The organism is Xanthomonas sp. NCPPB 1062 (assembly GCF_041481705.2).
Lineage (GTDB): Bacteria > Pseudomonadota > Gammaproteobacteria > Xanthomonadales > Xanthomonadaceae > Xanthomonas > Xanthomonas euvesicatoria.
Map to the genome: position 1 here is coordinate 1,518,168 of NZ_CM192987.1, position 16,049 is coordinate 1,534,216.

At 65.5% G+C, this 16,049-nt stretch carries 16 protein-coding genes and 2 other RNA genes; 3 read left to right on the plus strand and 15 right to left on the minus strand.

All coding sequences use genetic code 11. The annotated features are described in order from the left end of the window. Positions 1–29: 29 nt before the first annotated feature. The 7 genes from ACCQ16_RS06610 to ACCQ16_RS06640 form a co-directional block, all read right to left on the minus strand. Positions 30–104, minus strand: a non-coding RNA gene (locus ACCQ16_RS06610) — sX9 sRNA. Positions 105–165: 61 nt separating this feature from the next. Continuing rightward, positions 166–531 (minus strand): hypothetical protein, encoded by a 366-nt coding sequence (locus tag ACCQ16_RS06615; protein WP_029818983.1) that lies wholly within the window; start codon positions 529–531, stop codon positions 166–168. Next, positions 528–1,085: a bactofilin family protein gene (locus ACCQ16_RS06620; RefSeq protein WP_014089701.1), complete on the minus strand. Its 558-nt coding sequence runs from the start codon at positions 1,083–1,085 to the stop codon at positions 528–530. Before ACCQ16_RS06620 ends, ACCQ16_RS06615 begins: the two co-directional genes overlap by 4 nt. A 238-nt stretch (positions 1,086–1,323) precedes the next feature. Continuing rightward, positions 1,324–3,033 carry a diguanylate cyclase gene (locus tag ACCQ16_RS06625; protein ID WP_011346836.1) on the minus strand — a complete coding sequence of 570 codons (1,710 nt, stop codon included), beginning with the start codon at positions 3,031–3,033 and terminating at the stop codon, positions 1,324–1,326. A 107-nt stretch (positions 3,034–3,140) separates the two neighbouring features. Then, a complete protein-coding gene (locus ACCQ16_RS06630) occupies positions 3,141–3,467 on the minus strand; it encodes an XAC1346 family secretion chaperone (protein ID WP_041469509.1) in 327 nt (108 codons plus the stop codon). A gap of 229 nt (positions 3,468–3,696) precedes the next feature. After that, the gene (locus ACCQ16_RS06635; protein ID WP_003489455.1) at positions 3,697–4,038 is read right to left on the minus strand and encodes a hypothetical protein; all 342 of its coding nucleotides are present in this window, start codon (positions 4,036–4,038) and stop codon (positions 3,697–3,699) included. 122 nt (positions 4,039–4,160) lie between these two features. Beyond that, positions 4,161–5,336: a thiolase family protein gene (locus ACCQ16_RS06640; RefSeq protein WP_277572864.1), complete on the minus strand. Its 1,176-nt coding sequence runs from the start codon at positions 5,334–5,336 to the stop codon at positions 4,161–4,163. A 153-nt stretch (positions 5,337–5,489) separates the two neighbouring features. Between ACCQ16_RS06640 and ACCQ16_RS06645 the strand changes: the two genes are divergently transcribed. After that, positions 5,490–8,327 carry an autotransporter serine protease gene (locus ACCQ16_RS06645; protein ID WP_277572865.1) on the plus strand — a complete coding sequence of 946 codons (2,838 nt, stop codon included), beginning with the start codon at positions 5,490–5,492 and terminating at the stop codon, positions 8,325–8,327. Between the two features lie 98 nt (positions 8,328–8,425). Here the strand turns inward: ACCQ16_RS06645 and ACCQ16_RS06650 are convergent, their stop codons facing one another. The 4 genes from ACCQ16_RS06650 to ACCQ16_RS06665 form a co-directional block, all read right to left on the minus strand. Then, positions 8,426–9,526 (minus strand): Glu/Leu/Phe/Val dehydrogenase dimerization domain-containing protein, encoded by a 1,101-nt coding sequence (locus tag ACCQ16_RS06650; RefSeq protein ID WP_005924809.1) that lies wholly within the window; start codon positions 9,524–9,526, stop codon positions 8,426–8,428. A 156-nt stretch (positions 9,527–9,682) separates the two neighbouring features. Further along, complete coding sequence (locus ACCQ16_RS06655) at positions 9,683–10,939, minus strand: 2OG-Fe(II) oxygenase (protein WP_277572866.1); 1,257 nt, start codon at positions 10,937–10,939, stop codon at positions 9,683–9,685. Positions 10,940–10,955: 16 nt separating this feature from the next. Beyond that, positions 10,956–11,033, minus strand: a non-coding RNA gene (locus tag ACCQ16_RS06660) — sX9 sRNA. A gap of 102 nt (positions 11,034–11,135) precedes the next feature. Continuing rightward, on the minus strand, positions 11,136–11,663 hold the full coding sequence (locus tag ACCQ16_RS06665; RefSeq protein ID WP_372163336.1) for a YgjP-like metallopeptidase domain-containing protein: 528 nt from the start codon (positions 11,661–11,663) through the stop codon (positions 11,136–11,138). A gap of 380 nt (positions 11,664–12,043) precedes the next feature. On the opposite strand from ACCQ16_RS06665, the gene ACCQ16_RS06670 reads away from it, so the two are divergent. Further along, complete coding sequence (locus ACCQ16_RS06670; RefSeq protein WP_003489471.1) at positions 12,044–12,217, plus strand: DUF1328 domain-containing protein; 174 nt, start codon at positions 12,044–12,046, stop codon at positions 12,215–12,217. 157 nt (positions 12,218–12,374) lie between these two features. Here the strand turns inward: ACCQ16_RS06670 and ACCQ16_RS06675 are convergent, their stop codons facing one another. Then, positions 12,375–12,629, minus strand: a complete 255-nt coding sequence (locus ACCQ16_RS06675) for a DUF2789 domain-containing protein (RefSeq protein ID WP_008578215.1) — start codon at positions 12,627–12,629, stop codon at positions 12,375–12,377. Positions 12,630–12,801: 172 nt separating this feature from the next. Here ACCQ16_RS06675 and ACCQ16_RS06680 point away from each other — a divergent pair, with 172 nt between their 5' ends. Beyond that, positions 12,802–13,068: a DksA/TraR family C4-type zinc finger protein gene (locus ACCQ16_RS06680; RefSeq protein WP_011346842.1), complete on the plus strand. Its 267-nt coding sequence runs from the start codon at positions 12,802–12,804 to the stop codon at positions 13,066–13,068. 183 nt (positions 13,069–13,251) lie between these two features. On the opposite strand, the gene ACCQ16_RS06685 is transcribed toward ACCQ16_RS06680, so the two are convergent. The 3 genes from ACCQ16_RS06685 to ACCQ16_RS06695 form a co-directional block, all read right to left on the minus strand. Next, positions 13,252–13,845 carry a mechanosensitive ion channel family protein gene (locus tag ACCQ16_RS06685; protein WP_209261007.1) on the minus strand — a complete coding sequence of 198 codons (594 nt, stop codon included), beginning with the start codon at positions 13,843–13,845 and terminating at the stop codon, positions 13,252–13,254. 424 nt (positions 13,846–14,269) lie between these two features. After that, complete coding sequence (locus ACCQ16_RS06690; RefSeq protein ID WP_008578219.1) at positions 14,270–14,455, minus strand: hypothetical protein; 186 nt, start codon at positions 14,453–14,455, stop codon at positions 14,270–14,272. Positions 14,456–14,644: 189 nt separating this feature from the next. Then, on the minus strand, positions 14,645–16,021 hold the full coding sequence (locus tag ACCQ16_RS06695) for an Hsp70 family protein (RefSeq protein WP_277572867.1): 1,377 nt from the start codon (positions 16,019–16,021) through the stop codon (positions 14,645–14,647). Positions 16,022–16,049: the final 28 nt, after the last annotated feature.

The following is a 16,049-nucleotide window of genomic DNA, read 5'->3' on the forward strand; positions in this document are numbered from 1 at the left end:
AGCCGCGTGGATCGTGGACGCCTCAGAGCGGCCAACAAAACGTAGCGAGCGGCCGTCAGGTGGCGTGGACGCTACGAAGGAACCGCGGTGTACGCGTGGGACATGCCGATTCTGAGCAACGGCCGCGCCCGCCTGGCGGTTGCGCAGTCGTTTTGTCAGCTGTTCTTAATGCCGCGTACGCCGCCCGGGCGAACGCACCGCGATCGCTTCCACCGCCAGGGTGAAGCCGCGTTCTTCGCCGCCGTGCATTGCGCCGACATCGACCACCTGGCGACGGATCTCCTCGCCCTTCCCGTTACGCACCACCACCACCACCGTGTATTCCCACGGATCGCCGTCGGCCGGGTGGCGGATGGTGCCGTCGACCTTGAGCGGCACGATCGGCGCCGGCTGCGCGTGTTGCGCAGCCGCCGAATCGAAGCGCAGGTGGTGCTTGCACGCAGGGCAGACGCTGGCGCTTTCCAGGATCGTCGCCTTGCAGTGCGGGCAGCTGCGCGTGGCGCCGGGCGTGCCCGGGCGAGGTGCACTCATGTGGCGTCGCTGTCTCCGCTGACCACCGGCTTGCTGGCAGTGACCGGCTTGCCGCCATCATCGCCCCAGCCGAAATCGGCCTGGCCGCGCATGCGCGCACCCGAGGCCACCGTGAGGCTGCCGGCCTTGACGTCGCCGACCAACACACCGGACGTCTGCAGTTCGACCTGCGCGGCAGATTCGATGTTGCCCTCCAGCTCGCCGGCGATGATCACCTTGTTGGCGCGCACGCCGCCATTGAGCTTGGCGCCGCGTTCGATGGTCAGATCGCCCTTGACGTTGACATCGCCCTTGAAGCGGCCGGCCAGACGCACATGGCCGGCGCCTTCGATCTTGCCTTCGATGCTGATGTCGGCAGCGATCAGCGACTCTTTCGCTTCGCTGTGACGCTGCGTGGCTACAGCTGCCGGCGCGACGCTGGGCGCTGCGGCGGCGGGCACCGGCGGCGCGGGGCTGGCCTCGGCGGTGAAGAGCCTGCCATCGGCCGCAGGAACCTCGGGGGTGACCGGAACGCCGTCTTTCTTATTGGGACCTTGATCGCGCCACATCGACATCGGACTGCCTCGCTTTAGGGGTCGAGGCCGACTATCGCTGCGCAACTGGATCTTTTGTGTGACGGACTCCGCAAACCGGGATGGGCGGCGCGCGTTACGAAGCTGTCGGCAAACGCTGCGAGCAGCCGTCAAGTGGGTGCGCGCGGCGCACCAGGGCCACAGTCTCCGCGTGCTACCTCCCGGCTTCGTGCGCAGCCGCGCCTGGCTGGCGGCCGCGCCGTGGCCTTGTCAGCTGCCTTCAGTCCGCACTGTCCGTAGCAGCACCGTATCGCTCGACCCGGTTGCGCCCAGCATGCTTGGCACGATACAGCGCTGCGTCGGCTTTCTGGATCAGGCTCGCACCCTGTTCGCCATCGGCAGGGAAGCTGGCCACGCCGATCGAGGCCGTCACCTTCGGCAAGGCGCGCGCACCGTCGCTGACCGCCAGCGCGGCGATGTAACTGCGAATCTGCTCGGCCACGCGCATGGCTTCTTCGCCATCGGCTTCGGGCAGAAGGACGGTGAATTCCTCACCGCCGTAGCGGCATGCCACGTCCTCGGCGCGCAGGCGGGTCAGCAGCAATTCGCCCACCGCTGCCAGCAACAGGTCGCCGCCGGCATGGCCCTGGCTGTCGTTGAACTGCTTGAAATGGTCCACGTCCAGCATCAAGACCGACAACGGCAGACCACGCCGTGCGCACCGCGCCAACTCGTGGCTCAGCGATTCTTCCAGATAGCGGCGGTTATACAGCCCCGTCAGCGCATCGCGGATCGACTGCCGGCGCAGCGACTCGCGCAGACGCAGGTTGCTCAGCGCCAACGACAACTGTTCGGCGGCCGCCTCGGCGATTTCCAGCCGCGGCATCGGCCCCGGGCCGGCGGCAGACAGGAACAGAAACCCGAGCTGGGTGCCTTGCGCCGACATCGGCAGGCACGCGGTGGTGACGGATGCATCGTGTGCGGGTTCTTCGATATGCGCACACAGCGCATCCCGGCCCAGGTCTTGGACGATATGCGGCTGGCCGCGGCGCAGCGCCCAGCACTGCTCGGGCGACAGATGCGGCGCGCTGCGCACCAGCGGCTCGCCCCAGTGGCTGATCGCCTCGGCGCGGTCCTGCGAGGCGCGCAGCAGGTACACGCTTCCCGCCACGCCCGGCAGCAGGCCGGCCAGGGTACGGCTGCTGACCATCAACGCTTCTTCGGCACTGATGCAGCTCTGCAGCAGGCCGGTGTAACGGCTGAGCAGGTTGAGATCGGCGGTACTGCGCTGCAGTGCCTCGATGCTCTCGCCCAACTCGCGATTGGCCTGCGCCGCCAGCTGTTCTGCCTGCGCGCGGTGGCGCAGTTCGCGCATCAACAGCGCATAGACCATGCCCACCACCAACAGCCCGAACGGAATGCCGGCCAATGCCAGTGCCAGCAACAGGTTGGCGCTTTGTTCGCTGCTTCGCGCGCGTTGTGCCAGCAGCTCCTGTTCGCGCTGCACCATCGTCAATGCCTGCTCGCGGATGGCGCTGGTAGTGCGGAATGCGCTCTGCCGGATGTCGGCACGTGCCGGCTCCAGCCCACCTTGCGCATAGAGGTCGAGCACGTGCTGAATCTGCCGCAGGCGGGTTTCCACCAGCCGTTGCAACTGCGCCAGGTGCTGCTCCTGTGCGGGGTTGTCGACGATCAGGCGGCGCAGGTTGTCCAGCAGGATCGGCAGACGTTCGACACTGGTCTGGTAGTCCAGCAGGTAGGCGTCGTTGCCGGTGAGCAGGAAGCCGCGCTGCGCCGATTCGGCATCGAGCACGCGCGCCTGGATCTCGTCCACCCGCCCGATCACCTCGTGGGTGTGCGACACCAGCGCAGCGTCGGCCAGCGAACGGCGGGCACCGACGAAGATGCCGATTCCGATGACGACGAAGATCAGCGCAGAAAAAATCAGCGCCAGCTGGTTGCGCCGGCGCGACGTAAAAGAAGAGGACATATGCGAATGCTAGCCTGCCGGCCTCGACAACACGAGCCACCCGTCGGCCGAGACAAGCGCGCCGGCACATGGCCGGCGCGTTGCGGGTGCTGCGAGAGGGGAGCGACTCAGTGCTGCGCGTGGTCGGCGTCGTGCTTGTCGGCGTTCTGTTCGGCCTTGTTGGCCATTTCGCGCGTCTTGTCGGCAGTGGCATCGGCCGCATTGGCGGTGGCGCGGCTGGCGTCTGCGGCCAACTCGCGCGCAGCCACGCGTGCATCGGCAGTTGCGGCCTTCGCTTCCACTGCCGCACGGTCGGCGGCCTGTTCGGTCGCGGCGGCGGCGTGCTTGGCGGCAGAAGCGGCATCGCGGCGCGCCTGCTCGGCATCCGGGCCCTGACAGGCAGCAAGGGTGAGGGCGGCGATGGTGCTCAACGACAGCATGCGGATCGTCTTCATGGGTGGTCCTGTTCCTGTTCCGGTGTTGGAAGCCGGAGCTTATGCAGGAGGCGATGCAGTCTGCGTCAATGCGTCGCTGGCCATTCAGCCGCCGGGGAGACAGACGCAATCGTGCAGGTTGTTCGTGTCCTTGCTGCTGTCACGGTGTGCGAGGCTTTGATTGGCAGACAAAGAAAAAGCCGCTGGAAACCAGCGGCTTTTTCCGAACTCGCTTGGAGTCAAGAAGTGATTACTTCTTGGCTTCTTCTGCGGTGTCCTTAGCAGCCTTGGCGGTGTCTTCAGCCGTCTTGGCAGCGTCGGCAGCCTGGTCAGCAGCAGCGTCGGTTGCGGCGCCGGAAGCAGCCTGAGCAGCGTCAGCAGCGGTGTCGGCCGAAGCAGCAGCGGTGTTGGCAGCAGCCTGAGCGGCGTCAGCCGACTGCGAGCCCGAGGCAGCAGCCTGGTCGGCAGCGGTCTGAGCGTCGGCAGCAGCTTCGTTAGCCGAAGCAGCAGCGTCCTGAGCCTGTTCCGGCTTCGAGCAAGCGGTCAGGGCCAGGCCCAGAGCCATTGCGATCAGCAGCTTGTTGATGGTCATTGTTTCAATCCTCGTCGTTAGATTAGGCAACGCGCTATTGCGCGCCCCCGACATGATGACGGCCACAAGACGAGTGTCAAGCGCGCGCGCATTCAGTTTTGCAAAATCGCCGTTAAATATAATTAAATCAATTCGATAGCGATGGCGGTCGCTTCGCCGCCGCCGATGCATAGCGTTGCGATTCCGCGCTTGCCTCCGCGGCTGCGCAACGCGTTCACCAATGTCACCACCAAACGCGCGCCGGATGCGCCGATCGGATGGCCCAGTGCGCAGGCGCCGCCATGCACATTGACCTTGTCGTGCGCGATGCCAAGTTGCTTGATTGGCGCCATCGCCACGACGGCGAAGGCTTCGTTGATTTCGAACAGATCCACATCGTCCAATCGCCAGCCGAGCTTGCTGACCAGCGACTGGATCGCAGCGACCGGTGCGGTGGTGAACCACTCCGGTTCCTGAGCGTGGGTGACGTGGCCAACGATGCGTGCCAGCGGCGTCACGCCACGGCGTTGCGCGTCGTCCGCGCTCATTAGCACGGTGATTGCCGCTCCATCGGAAATACTCGAGGAACTGGCCGCGGTCACGCTGCCGTCTTTCTTGAAGGCTGGCTTCAGCGTCGGAATCTTGGCCACGTCGGACTTGCCCGGCTGCTCATCGCTGTCGACGACGACGTCGCCCTTGCGCGTGGTCACCGTCACCGGCACGATTTCGTCGGCAAACGCGCCGCTGCGCTGCGCCGCCTGCGCGCGTTCCACCGAGGCGATGGCGAACGCATCCTGGTCGGCGCGGCTGAAGCCGAACTTCTCCGCAGTGGCTTCGCCGAACACGCCCATGGCCTGGCCGTCATACGGATTGGTCAGACCGTCCCAGGCCATGTGATCGACCGCCTGAAAATTGCCGTAGCGGTTGCCGGTGCGCGAGTTGGGCAGCAGATGCGGGGCATTGCTCATCGACTCCATGCCGCCGGCCACCACGATGCTGGCCGAGCCGGCCTTGATCAGGTCGTGCCCCAACATGATCGCCTTCATGCCCGAGCCGCACACCTTGTTGATGGTGGTGGCGCCGGTCGAGGTTGGAATGCCTGCGGCAATCGCGGCCTGGCGCGCAGGTGCCTGGCCGAGATTGGCCGGCAGCACACAGCCGACGATGACTTCGGAAATATCGGCAGGCGCGATACCCGATTGCGCGAGCGCCCCCCGGATGGCAGCCGCGGCAAGCGTGGGTGCCGGCACCGCGTTGAATTGGCCGAGGAACGAGCCGATGGCAGTACGTTTGGCAGCAACGATGACGATGTCGGACATGAGCAGATACCGTTTAAAGTGAAACGATTATCTGCCTCATGGCGGCGCCGCGCCAGCACGCGCCCCACGCGCACGCTTTCCGATTAAAGTAAGCAAAGCGTTATTCGGGCCCGATTGGGCCCCATCCATGGAATGGGTTCGGGGAGAACACCAATGAAGAAGCAAGACGTCGCCAGGACCGTGCTGGCCTCGGCGCTGGCTGTTGCGTTGACCGCGTGTGGCGGTGGTGGTGGCGGAGGTGGTATCCGTCCAAGCACCCCGGCCGCACCGCCGGTGACCTCGCCACCACCGCCTCCGCCGCCAACATCACCGCCGCCACCGGTGACAACGCCAACGACGCCGGAGCCGGCGATCGATGCGCATCTGGCGCTGACCAACGCGCGTGCGGCTCAGGCGCTTGGCTTTACCGGCGCGGGGTACCGCATCGGTGTCATCGATACCGGCATCAATGCCAATCATCCGGCGTTGCAGGGACGCGTCAGCGACAGCTTCATCTATGTGGATCCACGCACCAACAACACCGCAGTGGGCGATGTGGTCGGGCACGGGACCGTGGTGGCCGAGCTGGCCGCCGGGCGTGCGGTCGGGCAATGGCCCGGCGGCATCGCGCCGGGTGCGGGCCTGGTGTCTGCGCGCATCATCAGCGACCGTGCGCCGGACGATGACGGCAGCGGCGACGGCAACGAGGTCGATGGACCGCTCGGTCTGGGGCCGGTGCATGCCGATCTGATCAGTGCCGGTGTGCGCATCATGAACAATTCGTGGGGCGGCCTGTATTGGAACGACCCGACGGTGACCAATCAGATTGCCCAGGAATACCGCCCTTTCATCCTCAGCAACGATGGGCTGGTGGTGTTCGCGTCGGGCAATGAATCGCGCTCGCAGCCCTCCGATACGGCGGCGCTGCCCAGTCAGCCTGGCCCGAACGGGACGCTACCGGCGGCCGATCTGGAGCGCGGTTGGTTGGTGGTCGGCGCGCTGGATACCGCCAACCCGACGCAACTGGCGTCGTACTCCAACGCCTGTGGTGTGGCGATGCGCTACTGCCTGGTCGCGCCAGGCACTTCGCTGTTCATCGACCCGGACGCCACTGCCGGCAACATCCGTTATTTCTACGGCAGCGGCACCTCGTTCGCAGCGCCGCTGGTCTCCGGTGCGGCTGCGCTGGTGTGGCAGGCATTTCCGTATTTCAACAATGATCTGGTGCGCCAGACCTTGCTGGGAACCGCCACCGACTTGGGGGCTGCTGGCGTGGATCCGGTCTTCGGCTACGGCCTGCTCAACGTCGGCAAGGCAGTATTGGGGCCGGCACGCTTTGATTGGGGCACGGTGGATGTCAATGTCACGACCTTGCGTTCGACTTGGGCCAACGACATCAGTGGCACCGGCGGCCTGACCAAGCGCGGCACCGGCACCTTGGTATTGAGCAGCACGGCCAATACCTTTAGCGGCGACACCCAGGTCCTTGGCGGCACCTTGCAGACCGCCAGTTTGCAGAGTGCGCGGGTGAGCGTCGCCAATGGCGCGCGCCTGGTTGGCGCGGGCAACATCGGTGGTCGGGTCGACAACGCCGGAACCTTGCAGGTCAACGGCGCGACCGCCTCCATTGCCGGCAACTACACGCAGGCCAGCAATGGTCGCCTGGCACTGAATGTGGGTGACCGGTTGAATGTCGCGGGCACGGCGACCATCGCCGGCGACCTGCAATTGCTCGGTCGGCGCGACTATGTCGCCAACAACACGACCTACGCGGTGCTGCAGGCGACCAATGGCTTGCAAGGCACATTCGACACGCTGAGCAGCGGGCCGGCGGTGACCTTTCTGAGCGCCACGCGCAGTTACGACGCCAACACCGCGTATGTGTCGCTGCAGCGCATGGATGTCACCGCGGTCGCTGCGTCGCTGGGCGCGATCGGCACCGCGTCGATGGATTCGGCCATCCGCGTCGAGCAGGCGTTCCAGCAGGTCGATGCGCAGCAGTTCCAGGGCAATGGTGCGCTCAGCGGCGGCTTCATTCGCGCTGCAGCTGCCTTGCAACAATCGCCAACCGCCAAGGTCGCGGCGGATTCGCTGCGCAGCCTGTCCGGCCGTGCGCATGCCGACTCTGCGGCGATGACCTTCGACACCATCGATCTGGGTCGCCGCGCGCTGGCAGCGCATTTCGATGGGCTCTCGCAACAGCCGCGTCTGTTGGGCAACTGGCAACGGGCACTCGGCGGGCCGGGCGAGGGCGGTGCAACCACTTCGGGCTTTGCCACCTCCGGCTGGATGATGGGCAACGATGTGCGTCTGGCTTCCGGTGCGGCCACCGGTTTTGCGTTCGGCGAAACGCGCTCCAGCAGCCTGGGCGACCTGGATGGGGCACGCGGGCGCGATCGTCAGGTGCAGGCGCAGCTGTATTGGGGCACGACATTGGGCGCTGCGTACACGCTGGGCCAAGTGGGCTTTGGCAACGTCAATCGGCAGATCGAGCGCATCCTGCAGCTGGGCGAAGACCGCAGCAGCGCCTTCAGCGACTACAGCGGCAGTTACCTCAGCAGCAATCTGGAAACCGGGTACCGCCTGGGTGGCGCGCATGCAAGCCTGACGCCGTATATGGGCCTGGATTACGTGCGTTTGCGCAGCGACGGTTTCCGCGAAAGCGGCGGCGATGGCTTCGGCTTGCGTGCCGACGCGAGTACGTCATCGCGCACGCAGGCGCTCGCCGGTGTGCGATCGGCGTATCGCTGGCGCGGTATCCAGCTGGGCGGCTATGCGGAATGGCAGCAGGCGCTGAGCAGCGATGGCTTGACGCTGGATGCCAGCTTCGTGGGGGTGGATGCGTGGGCACCGCTGCGTGGCATGCAACCGGCACGTTCGGGTGGTCTGTTCGGCATCACCGCTGCAGCACCGCTTGGCCAGCAGAGCCAGCTGCGTTTCGGTTACGACCAGCGGGTGGGCGAGCGCGGCGACGACCGTGCGTTTAGCCTGAAGTACAGCGCCGATTTCTGATCGGCGTGCATGACGCCCGGGCGCAATGCCCGGGCGTGGCGTTTTCAGCGGCAATCTCGTACTGCGCTGATCGCTACGCCCAATCTATCTGTTGCCAGTTACTCGCCGCGTAGTTTGTGCAGGAAGCGCGGCGCAGTACGACCCAGCGGCAGCTTGAGTTTGCTGATGGCCTCAATGCGCGCTTCGGCAATCTGATCGGCCGCCTGCTGCGGCGAAACGTCCAGCTGCGTGGATAGATCGAAGACCTTTTCCAGGTTGTGATAGATGCTGCGGATCAGCCGCATCGCACGCTCACGGTTGTAGCCGTCGATCTCCAGCGACACATTCATCACCCCACCGGCATTCACCACGTAATCGGGTGCATACAAAATGCCGCGCCGGTGCAGCTCTTCGCCGATGGCGGCGCTGGCAAGCTGGTTGTTGGCGGTGCCGCAGATGATCTTGGCCTTGAGCTGCGGCAGCGTGTCTTCGTTGATGGCGCCTTCCAGCGCGCAGGGAGCAAATACGTCGGCCGATACCTGATGGATTTCATCCGGGCGCACCGCTTCTGCGCCGTATTCGGCCACTGCGCGGTCCACCAGCGCCTGATTCAGGTCGGCCACATAGAGTTTTGCGCCGCGCTCCTTGAGCAGCTTCACCAACTCCATGCCGATATGGCCCAGCCCCTGGATCGCAATGCTGGCCTTGCCGACTTCTTCGTGGCCGAGCTTGCGGTTGAGCGAGGCCATCAGTGCCTGCAGGGCGCCGTAGGCCGTGAACGGGGCAGGGTCGCCGGAGCCGCGGTGCACCTGGTGCACACCGGTGACGTACTCGCTTTCCAGGTAGATCTGCTCCATGTCATTGACGTCCGTGCCGACGTCCTCGGAGGTGATGTAGCGCCCGCCGAGGGTATCGACGAACCGGCCGAACGCGCGGAACAGCGCTTCGGTCTTGTCGGTCCGAGGGTCGCCGATGATGACCGCCTTGCCGCCGCCGACATTCAGGCCGGCCAGGGCGTTCTTGTAGGTCATGGTGCGGCTCAGCCGCAGCGCGTCGTTGAGTGCCGCCTCGCTACTGGCATAGGGGCGCATCCGCACGCCACCCAACGCTGGCCCAAGGCGCGTGCTGTGCAGGGCGATGATCGCCTTGAGCCCGGCGTCGCGGTTGTGACAGAAAATCACCTGCTCGTGGCCGGTGGTATCGAGGGTTTCGAAAAGCATCGAAGGCTCCGCGGGGCTGCGTGATGTGCCTTCCCTGAAGCCGGGCGTGCACCCGTGCCGTGGGAAACAAAAAACGCGACGTTTGCAGATCCTGTCCGATCACGTCGCGCTGCAACATTTTAAACCACGTCGGCAGGGGGGTGTGTATGAATCTGTTCACCAATCCCGGTAGCGTTGCTGGCGGAACCACAGCGTCCCCAACCATTTGCTGCCTGCCGTGACCGGCAGGCCGGCGTGCAGCGAATCGGCGTCCGGGCGGCCATCGGCATGCAGGTTGTCGAAGCAGACCAGTGTGCCGGGACGTGGCCGCACGCGAACGCCGGCGACCGGGAATTCGGTCTCGCCACCGGCGCCGACGTCGTTGAGATAGACGCAGACGGTGCGCTGGCGGTTGCCGGCGGTGGGGCGGTCGGCGGCGATCGTTCCGGGCGGCAGGTAGTCACGGTGCGCGCGGTACTGCTCGCCCGGTGCGTAACACAACACCGAGAGTGGTTCTGCGTGGGCGAGCGGGAGCTGCGCGCAGGCCGCCAACCGCGACTGTGCGGCACGCGCGGCGAAGTCTTCGATGATGGGGTCCAATGTCGCGCCGTGGCTGGTGCGGACCGGCGCGCGCCCGGTGCTGGCATCGTTGGGATCGATCACCTTCGAGGCACGCAGATGCGGTCGCGCCAGCAGCATGAGCAAGCGGCATTCGTCGGCCGACAGGACTGCGGCATATTCTTCGATGCGTGGGGCTGTGTGGCGTCGCACCGGGCCAACACGCGGCGCGAATGCGATGCGGTAACCGGCGGTGTCGTCTGCGGGGTCCGGCGGCGCGACGTCCACCGGCGGTAGCGCGGTCATGCCCAGGGGCTGCAACTGCTGCAAGAGCTGTGCAGCGGCATCGGGCTGGGGCGGCACGCCTTCGCCGCGCAGCAGGCGCTCGGCCAACAGGGCGGCCGACACGGCATCGCCGCCGGCCGCCGCGCGTTCCAGCAAGGCGACGCACTGCCGTTGCCGCTCCGGATGCGCCACACGTCCGTGCTGGATGGCGATGGCGCGTAGTGCTGGCGGGTAGTCGGCATTGGCTGCCGACTGCAGTCGATCCTGCGCAGTGCCGGCCAGGGTCAGCGGCTGCTCTCCCACAGCCAGGGTCGCCAGCAAATAGCGTGCTGCTGCCGCGCCCTGCCGCTCGGCCAGCTCCCAGTGCGCACGCGCCTGACCGACGTCCACCTCGCAACCGACGCCATAGGCCCGCATGCGCCCGGCTTCGATCTGCGCCAGGGCATCGCCGGCGGCCGCGCTGCGCAAATACCAGGCAAGCGCTTCTTCCGGTTGGCCGGCACGCACCAGCGCCTGGGCCAGCGCGTTGATCGCGCCGGGTTGCTGGCGTTGCGCCGCGCGGGTGAGGTCTGCAAGAGAGGAGGGCTGCATGCGCGCATCCTAAAGTGGTCAACACCACGTGGCGAGCGGTCGTCAGGTGGAGGTGGGCGGCGCGCTCGGAACTGCAGTGTACGAGAGTGTGCGAAGGAGACTTGCCGATTCCGGGCACCGGCGGCGTGCGCGCCCGCCTGTCGGTGAGCGCAGTGGTTCGGTCAGCCGCGCCAAGTCCTGCGCGTGTCCTGCACGCTCAGCGATCGGCAGACAGGGCTAATTGCGTCAGATACAGGCGCAGATCGAATTCCAGCTGATGGTAGTCCGGGGTTATGTGGTTGCAGAGCTGGTAGAAGGCCTTGTTGTGATCGGCCTCCTTCAGGTGCGCCAGTTCGTGCGCCACGATCATCTGCAAGAACGGCTCCGGCGCGTCGCGAAACACCGATGCGATGCGGATCTCGCGGCTGGCCTTCAGGCGGCCGCCGTGCACGCGGGAGATCGCCGTATGCGTGCCCAGGGCGTGCTTGACCACGTGCAGATGATTGTCGTACGTCGCCTTGTGCAGGGTCGGCGATGAGCGCATGTAGCGCTCCTTCATCGCCTTGACGTACTCGTAGAGATGGCGATCGGTGCGGATCGCGTGCCGGTCGGGGTAGCGTCGCGCCAGTACGGTGGCGAGTTTGTCCTGGGCGATCAGCTCGCGCACCTGATCCAGGACGGCGGGCGGGTAGCCGGTGAGGTAGCGAAGAGTGTCCATGGCGATCTGTCGCGGGCAGGCGCGCATGATCGCCGATGTGTCGGCCACTGACCAATCCATCCGTGCAGATGCGTGACTACGAACCAGTCGCGCATGCGCGCTGAGAGTCGACGTGGCAAGCGCGTGCATCTGTTGCGCCCAGTGCGGCTTGCACGATGCCATGCGCATGTGGTGTTTCGTCGTGCAAGGACGGCCCCGCGCGCAGCTGCGATGATCCCTCCAGGGGCGCGTGCGCTCGCGTGGACACGGCGCTTCCTCTCTGAATGCAACGCGTGTATTGCAGTGTGTGTCAGGCGTATTCACGAGTGCGGCACATTCGAATCGGTAGCGTGCGGTGCATGTTCTGCGGCGCTGCGCCGCAAGCACACGATCGAACAACGGCACGGTGCCGATGAGGAGACAACATCATGATCAAGTGGGCCATTATTTTCGCAATTATCGGCTTGATCGCCGGTGCGCTGGGCTTCGGCGGCATGGCCGGCGCGGCGATGGGTATCGCCAAGTTCCTGTTCTGGGCGGGCATCATCATCGCCATCGTGCTGTTCGTGCTGGGCATGACGATTGCCAAGAAAGTGACCTGACGCAGGTTGCACGGCCGGGCACGCGCGTGGCTGCCCGCTGTCCTGCCTGCGATGCAAAGGAGCGGCCCATTGGCCGCTCCTTTTTTTCACCAATGCGCTGGCAAGCATGTCAGCTGCAGGCGATCTCAAGCGTGGCGCACGCGAGCGCGCGCCTGGCTCAAACGCCGGTATCGTCGGCAGTGGTATGCAGGGCGATATTGAGCTGATCGATGGTCACGATCCAGTCGGCATCGTCGAGGCGTTCTTCACGCAATAGCTGGGATTGGGCAGGCGTCCAGAACGGCGCTTCTTCCAGGCGCATATCGCCCGGCAGCGGGGAGTGCTCGGCAATGAAGCTGCGAATGCTGGCTTCGTCGGACGGCAGGCCAAGCTGGGCGAAGAGTTCGGAAAACGGGTGGACGGGCTGTTCCATTGCTGTTCCTTCGTGGGTGCGGATGGCGGAGTACTGGTCACTGCCGCGCGCGGCGGCCGGCGGTGTTGATTTGATGCTAGTTCAACCAGCTTGAGCGTACTGTGCACACGCGGCTTGGATTTGCCTGCGCGAGTGACCATATATGTGTCCAGACCAGCGAGGTATGGCGATCATGGCGACCGGATGGGCGGGTGATGGAGCGGTACAGGACCAGATCGATGCCACTGTCGACGATGCGATCAAGCGCGCGCGGAGTCAGTTGCATCACGGCCCGAGCCTGACGCACTGCGAAGAGTGCGAGGCACCGATTCCCGAGGCGCGCCGCAAGGCAGTGCCCGGCGTGCACTTGTGCGTGCACTGCCAAGAGGCGCATGACCTGGAGCAGGCTGGGCAAAGCGGCTACAACCGTCGCGGCAGCAAGGACAGTCAGCTGCGTTGAGTGGCTGATGGTTCATGCCCGCGATGCGACCGCGACTGCAATCCCCGCAGACGGCGCCGCTATCGCAAGCGTGCGCCGCAGTGGAGCCTGCTGCGGTCGTCGAAGGTTGCCGCTTGCCGATATCGCCGTGTATGGGTTCTGCCACTGGCGAACTCGCCGCAGTACCGCGTCTTGGCCTTGCGCCTAGTTGGCGTTGAAGCTGCCGGTCTCGCGCCAGCGACGCGTCGTGCGCTGGAAAAACAGGCTGTTGGGAACTTGCAGTACGCTGCCGGCACGCTCGCCGGTTTCTTCCAGCGTGGTGTAGATCACGTTGATATCGATCACACGTCCCTTCAAGCCGGGCTTGTCGCCGCCTTCGAGAACCTCGATGTGATCGTGCAGGCGAAATGGCCGCGTGGTGATGATCAGGAATGTGCAGAAGATATTGGACAGCACGCTCCATGCAGCGAAGAACGCCACTGCGCCGACGGCTGCGAACCCGGTGAATGCGGTCCACAACGTGCCGCCCGAGACGCCGATGACCCGTAGCACCATCAGCAAGGCACTGACCGAAATGACGAAGCTGCCGACGCGGCGGATGCCGATCATCATTTCGGCGGGCACGCTGTAACGCGTGCACAGCCGCCGCAGCAACTGCCGGAGCAGCAGGCGGACCAACGCGGCAACTGCCAGGATCAGCACGATCTTGACCGTCGGTACCGCAATCGCCAGCCATTCGGGATTCCAATGGGGCAACAGGCTGCGGATCATGGCGGGCAACGCATCGGAGGCAGACATCACGGCGTGCAGAATCAAAGGGGAATCCATTGTAACGGGCCAACTCTGCGCTGTCGGTGTGCAAAGTGAATGCATGCTCGTCTGCGAATGCAGAAGTGCGGCACGTTGCATGCGTTCAATGCATGCCTACGCGCGCATGCAGATGGAGTCGTGGGTACACGCCTGGAGTTTTGCGCGGATGCAGCGCAAGGCGCCGACGCGTCCGCAGCGTTCGGTTGCCACGCATCGGCGGCCTGTGCGAAGTCATTGTGCGGGTCATCGCCAGAAGCGACACGAGGTCGCATTGGAGTTGCAGTCCTGCGCGATGCGTATGAATGACATCGGCGGACGCCAGACACAAACATGCCACCTTGCGGTGGCACGTTGATACAACAATCCAACTTCGCGGCAACATGCATTGCAACCTGCCGCGGTGTTGGTGGCGTTAGGCGCTCTTGTCGCCGTCGTTGCGCGCCGGGCCGAAGTTGGTGGTGAGCACTTCGATCCGGCCGCCGGTCTTGCGGAACGCGGCGATGTCGGCAGCGATGCGCTCACGACTGAGCGGCTGCGACTTACCTTCGCTGCGAGCGATGCTGGGCTGGGATTTCTGCTTGGTCGCGGGACGTGCCATGTGGCCTCCTGTAGCGGGGAAGTGCGGTGACACCGCGTGCGGCTAGGGTGGCGCGCGCGGAAGCGGTGTCGAGAGTGCGGCGGCGTTCGGTGCGCCGTCGCGGCGGCACGGTGTACGTGCCGTTGCAGGCAAGACGGCTGAGCGTCGAGCAGCAACCGCCCATTATAGGGGATGACGTTGCAGTGCGTGTTAATCGTCCGACGAGTGGGCTACCTGCGCGGCAGCCCAGGCCAGTCCCTGGACCACACCGAATGACGGATCGCCATGCACCAGGCGCGATTCGGGGAACGCAGCGGCCACGGTCTCGCGGATGTAGCCCGCCCGCGACATGCCGCCGGTGAGGAACACCGTCGTCGGTGCGGCGGCCATGTCGGCGCGCACCTGTGCCAGCAGGCCTGCCAGTTCGGCCAGATAACTGGAAGCGGACGCAACCAATGCATCGGCGTGCACCTCCACGCCCAGGCCGCGCTCAATGAAGTCGAGCGCGGCCTGGTGCCGATCCAGCTCGCTGAGCGCGATCTTGCAGGTTTCCACGCCGCGATACAGGCGCGCGGTGTTGCCGGTGTCCTGCAGGGCCTGCAGGCGCTTGTCGAAGGGGGCGGGCACGTCCTGGTACTTGTGCAGGCGGAATTCGCGCTGTCGCGTCATGTCTTGCACCATCGCCGCCTCCACGTAATGGTGGGTGGGCACGCGCGTGATGCCGCGGCCGAACAGGGGCATGTAGGCCGCCAGGCTCAACGCCAGATCGATATCGGTGCCGCCACGCGCGATGCCCCAGGCACGGTGTACCTGCGGCGCAGCGCTGCCACCGACGCTGGCATGGGCAATGTCGGTGGTGCCGCCGCCGATATCCACCACCACGGTGTCGTGGCGGCTGTCATGGCTGACGTGGTAATGCATCGCCGCCGCTGCAGGTTCTTCGAGAAAGTCCACGCTGTCGAAACCGGCGGCGATCGCGGCGGTCTGCAGGATCTCCAGCGCCTGCGCATTGCCGGCCTCACCGATCGAACTGCGAAATTGCACCGGCCGGCCCAGCGTGGCGTGACGGATGTTGATGTCGAACTGGCGCGAGGCAGTCAGCCGGATGTGTTCCAGCACATGGGTGGCGATGCCGGTAATGGTCTGGCGTGCGCGCGGATGCAGGTTGTAGCCCAGCATCGACTTGGGGCTTTGCACCAGGCTGCCTTCGCCTTCGAGAAAATACGCATCCAGCGCTTCGTCGCCGTAGACGGCGTTTTGCAGCAGGGCGGCGGAACTGCGTGGCTCACGCACCTGCTCTTCCATCCACTGCCGCCGCACGATGCGGATCGCATCGCGGCGCAGGCGGTCGGTGTTGGGGGTGCGGCCGGCGGCCAATGCATCGCGGCGGCCCGAGTCAATGAGCCGCTCAACCTCGTACTCCAGCGCTGGCGTCAGGCTGAAATCGTCCGGGTCGCGCATGATCTCGGGAAAATACACCGTGGTGCGGAACTGCAAGGCCTCGCCGAAGCGCACCGGCACCACTTGCCCATCGACGATCGCCGCGGCGGCGGAGTTGCTGGTACCGAAGTCGATGCCGAGTTTCATGCAGACAGGCCTGGGAGCGGGCCGCGCA

What these genes read in the sequence shown, in the direction of transcription:
- ACCQ16_RS06615 (WP_029818983.1), bottom strand. Translation starts at nt 531, where the DNA reads ATGAGTGCACCTCGCCCGGGCACGCCCGGCGCCACGCGCAGCTGCCCG.
- ACCQ16_RS06620 (WP_014089701.1), bottom strand. Translation starts at nt 1,085, where the DNA reads ATGTCGATGTGGCGCGATCAAGGTCCCAATAAGAAAGACGGCGTTCCG.
- ACCQ16_RS06625 (WP_011346836.1), bottom strand. Translation starts at nt 3,033, where the DNA reads ATGTCCTCTTCTTTTACGTCGCGCCGGCGCAACCAGCTGGCGCTGATT.
- ACCQ16_RS06630 (WP_041469509.1), bottom strand. Translation starts at nt 3,467, where the DNA reads ATGAAGACGATCCGCATGCTGTCGTTGAGCACCATCGCCGCCCTCACC.
- ACCQ16_RS06635 (WP_003489455.1), bottom strand. Translation starts at nt 4,038, where the DNA reads ATGACCATCAACAAGCTGCTGATCGCAATGGCTCTGGGCCTGGCCCTG.
- ACCQ16_RS06640 (WP_277572864.1), bottom strand. Translation starts at nt 5,336, where the DNA reads ATGTCCGACATCGTCATCGTTGCTGCCAAACGTACTGCCATCGGCTCG.
- ACCQ16_RS06645 (WP_277572865.1), top strand. Translation starts at nt 5,490, where the DNA reads ATGAAGAAGCAAGACGTCGCCAGGACCGTGCTGGCCTCGGCGCTGGCT.
- ACCQ16_RS06650 (WP_005924809.1), bottom strand. Translation starts at nt 9,526, where the DNA reads ATGCTTTTCGAAACCCTCGATACCACCGGCCACGAGCAGGTGATTTTC.
- ACCQ16_RS06655 (WP_277572866.1), bottom strand. Translation starts at nt 10,939, where the DNA reads ATGCAGCCCTCCTCTCTTGCAGACCTCACCCGCGCGGCGCAACGCCAG.
- ACCQ16_RS06665 (WP_372163336.1), bottom strand. Translation starts at nt 11,663, where the DNA reads ATGCGCGCCTGCCCGCGACAGATCGCCATGGACACTCTTCGCTACCTC.
- ACCQ16_RS06670 (WP_003489471.1), top strand. Translation starts at nt 12,044, where the DNA reads ATGATCAAGTGGGCCATTATTTTCGCAATTATCGGCTTGATCGCCGGT.
- ACCQ16_RS06675 (WP_008578215.1), bottom strand. Translation starts at nt 12,629, where the DNA reads ATGGAACAGCCCGTCCACCCGTTTTCCGAACTCTTCGCCCAGCTTGGC.
- ACCQ16_RS06680 (WP_011346842.1), top strand. Translation starts at nt 12,802, where the DNA reads ATGGCGACCGGATGGGCGGGTGATGGAGCGGTACAGGACCAGATCGAT.
- ACCQ16_RS06685 (WP_209261007.1), bottom strand. Translation starts at nt 13,845, where the DNA reads ATGTCTGCCTCCGATGCGTTGCCCGCCATGATCCGCAGCCTGTTGCCC.
- ACCQ16_RS06690 (WP_008578219.1), bottom strand. Translation starts at nt 14,455, where the DNA reads ATGGCACGTCCCGCGACCAAGCAGAAATCCCAGCCCAGCATCGCTCGC.
- ACCQ16_RS06695 (WP_277572867.1), bottom strand. Translation starts at nt 16,021, where the DNA reads ATGAAACTCGGCATCGACTTCGGTACCAGCAACTCCGCCGCCGCGGCG.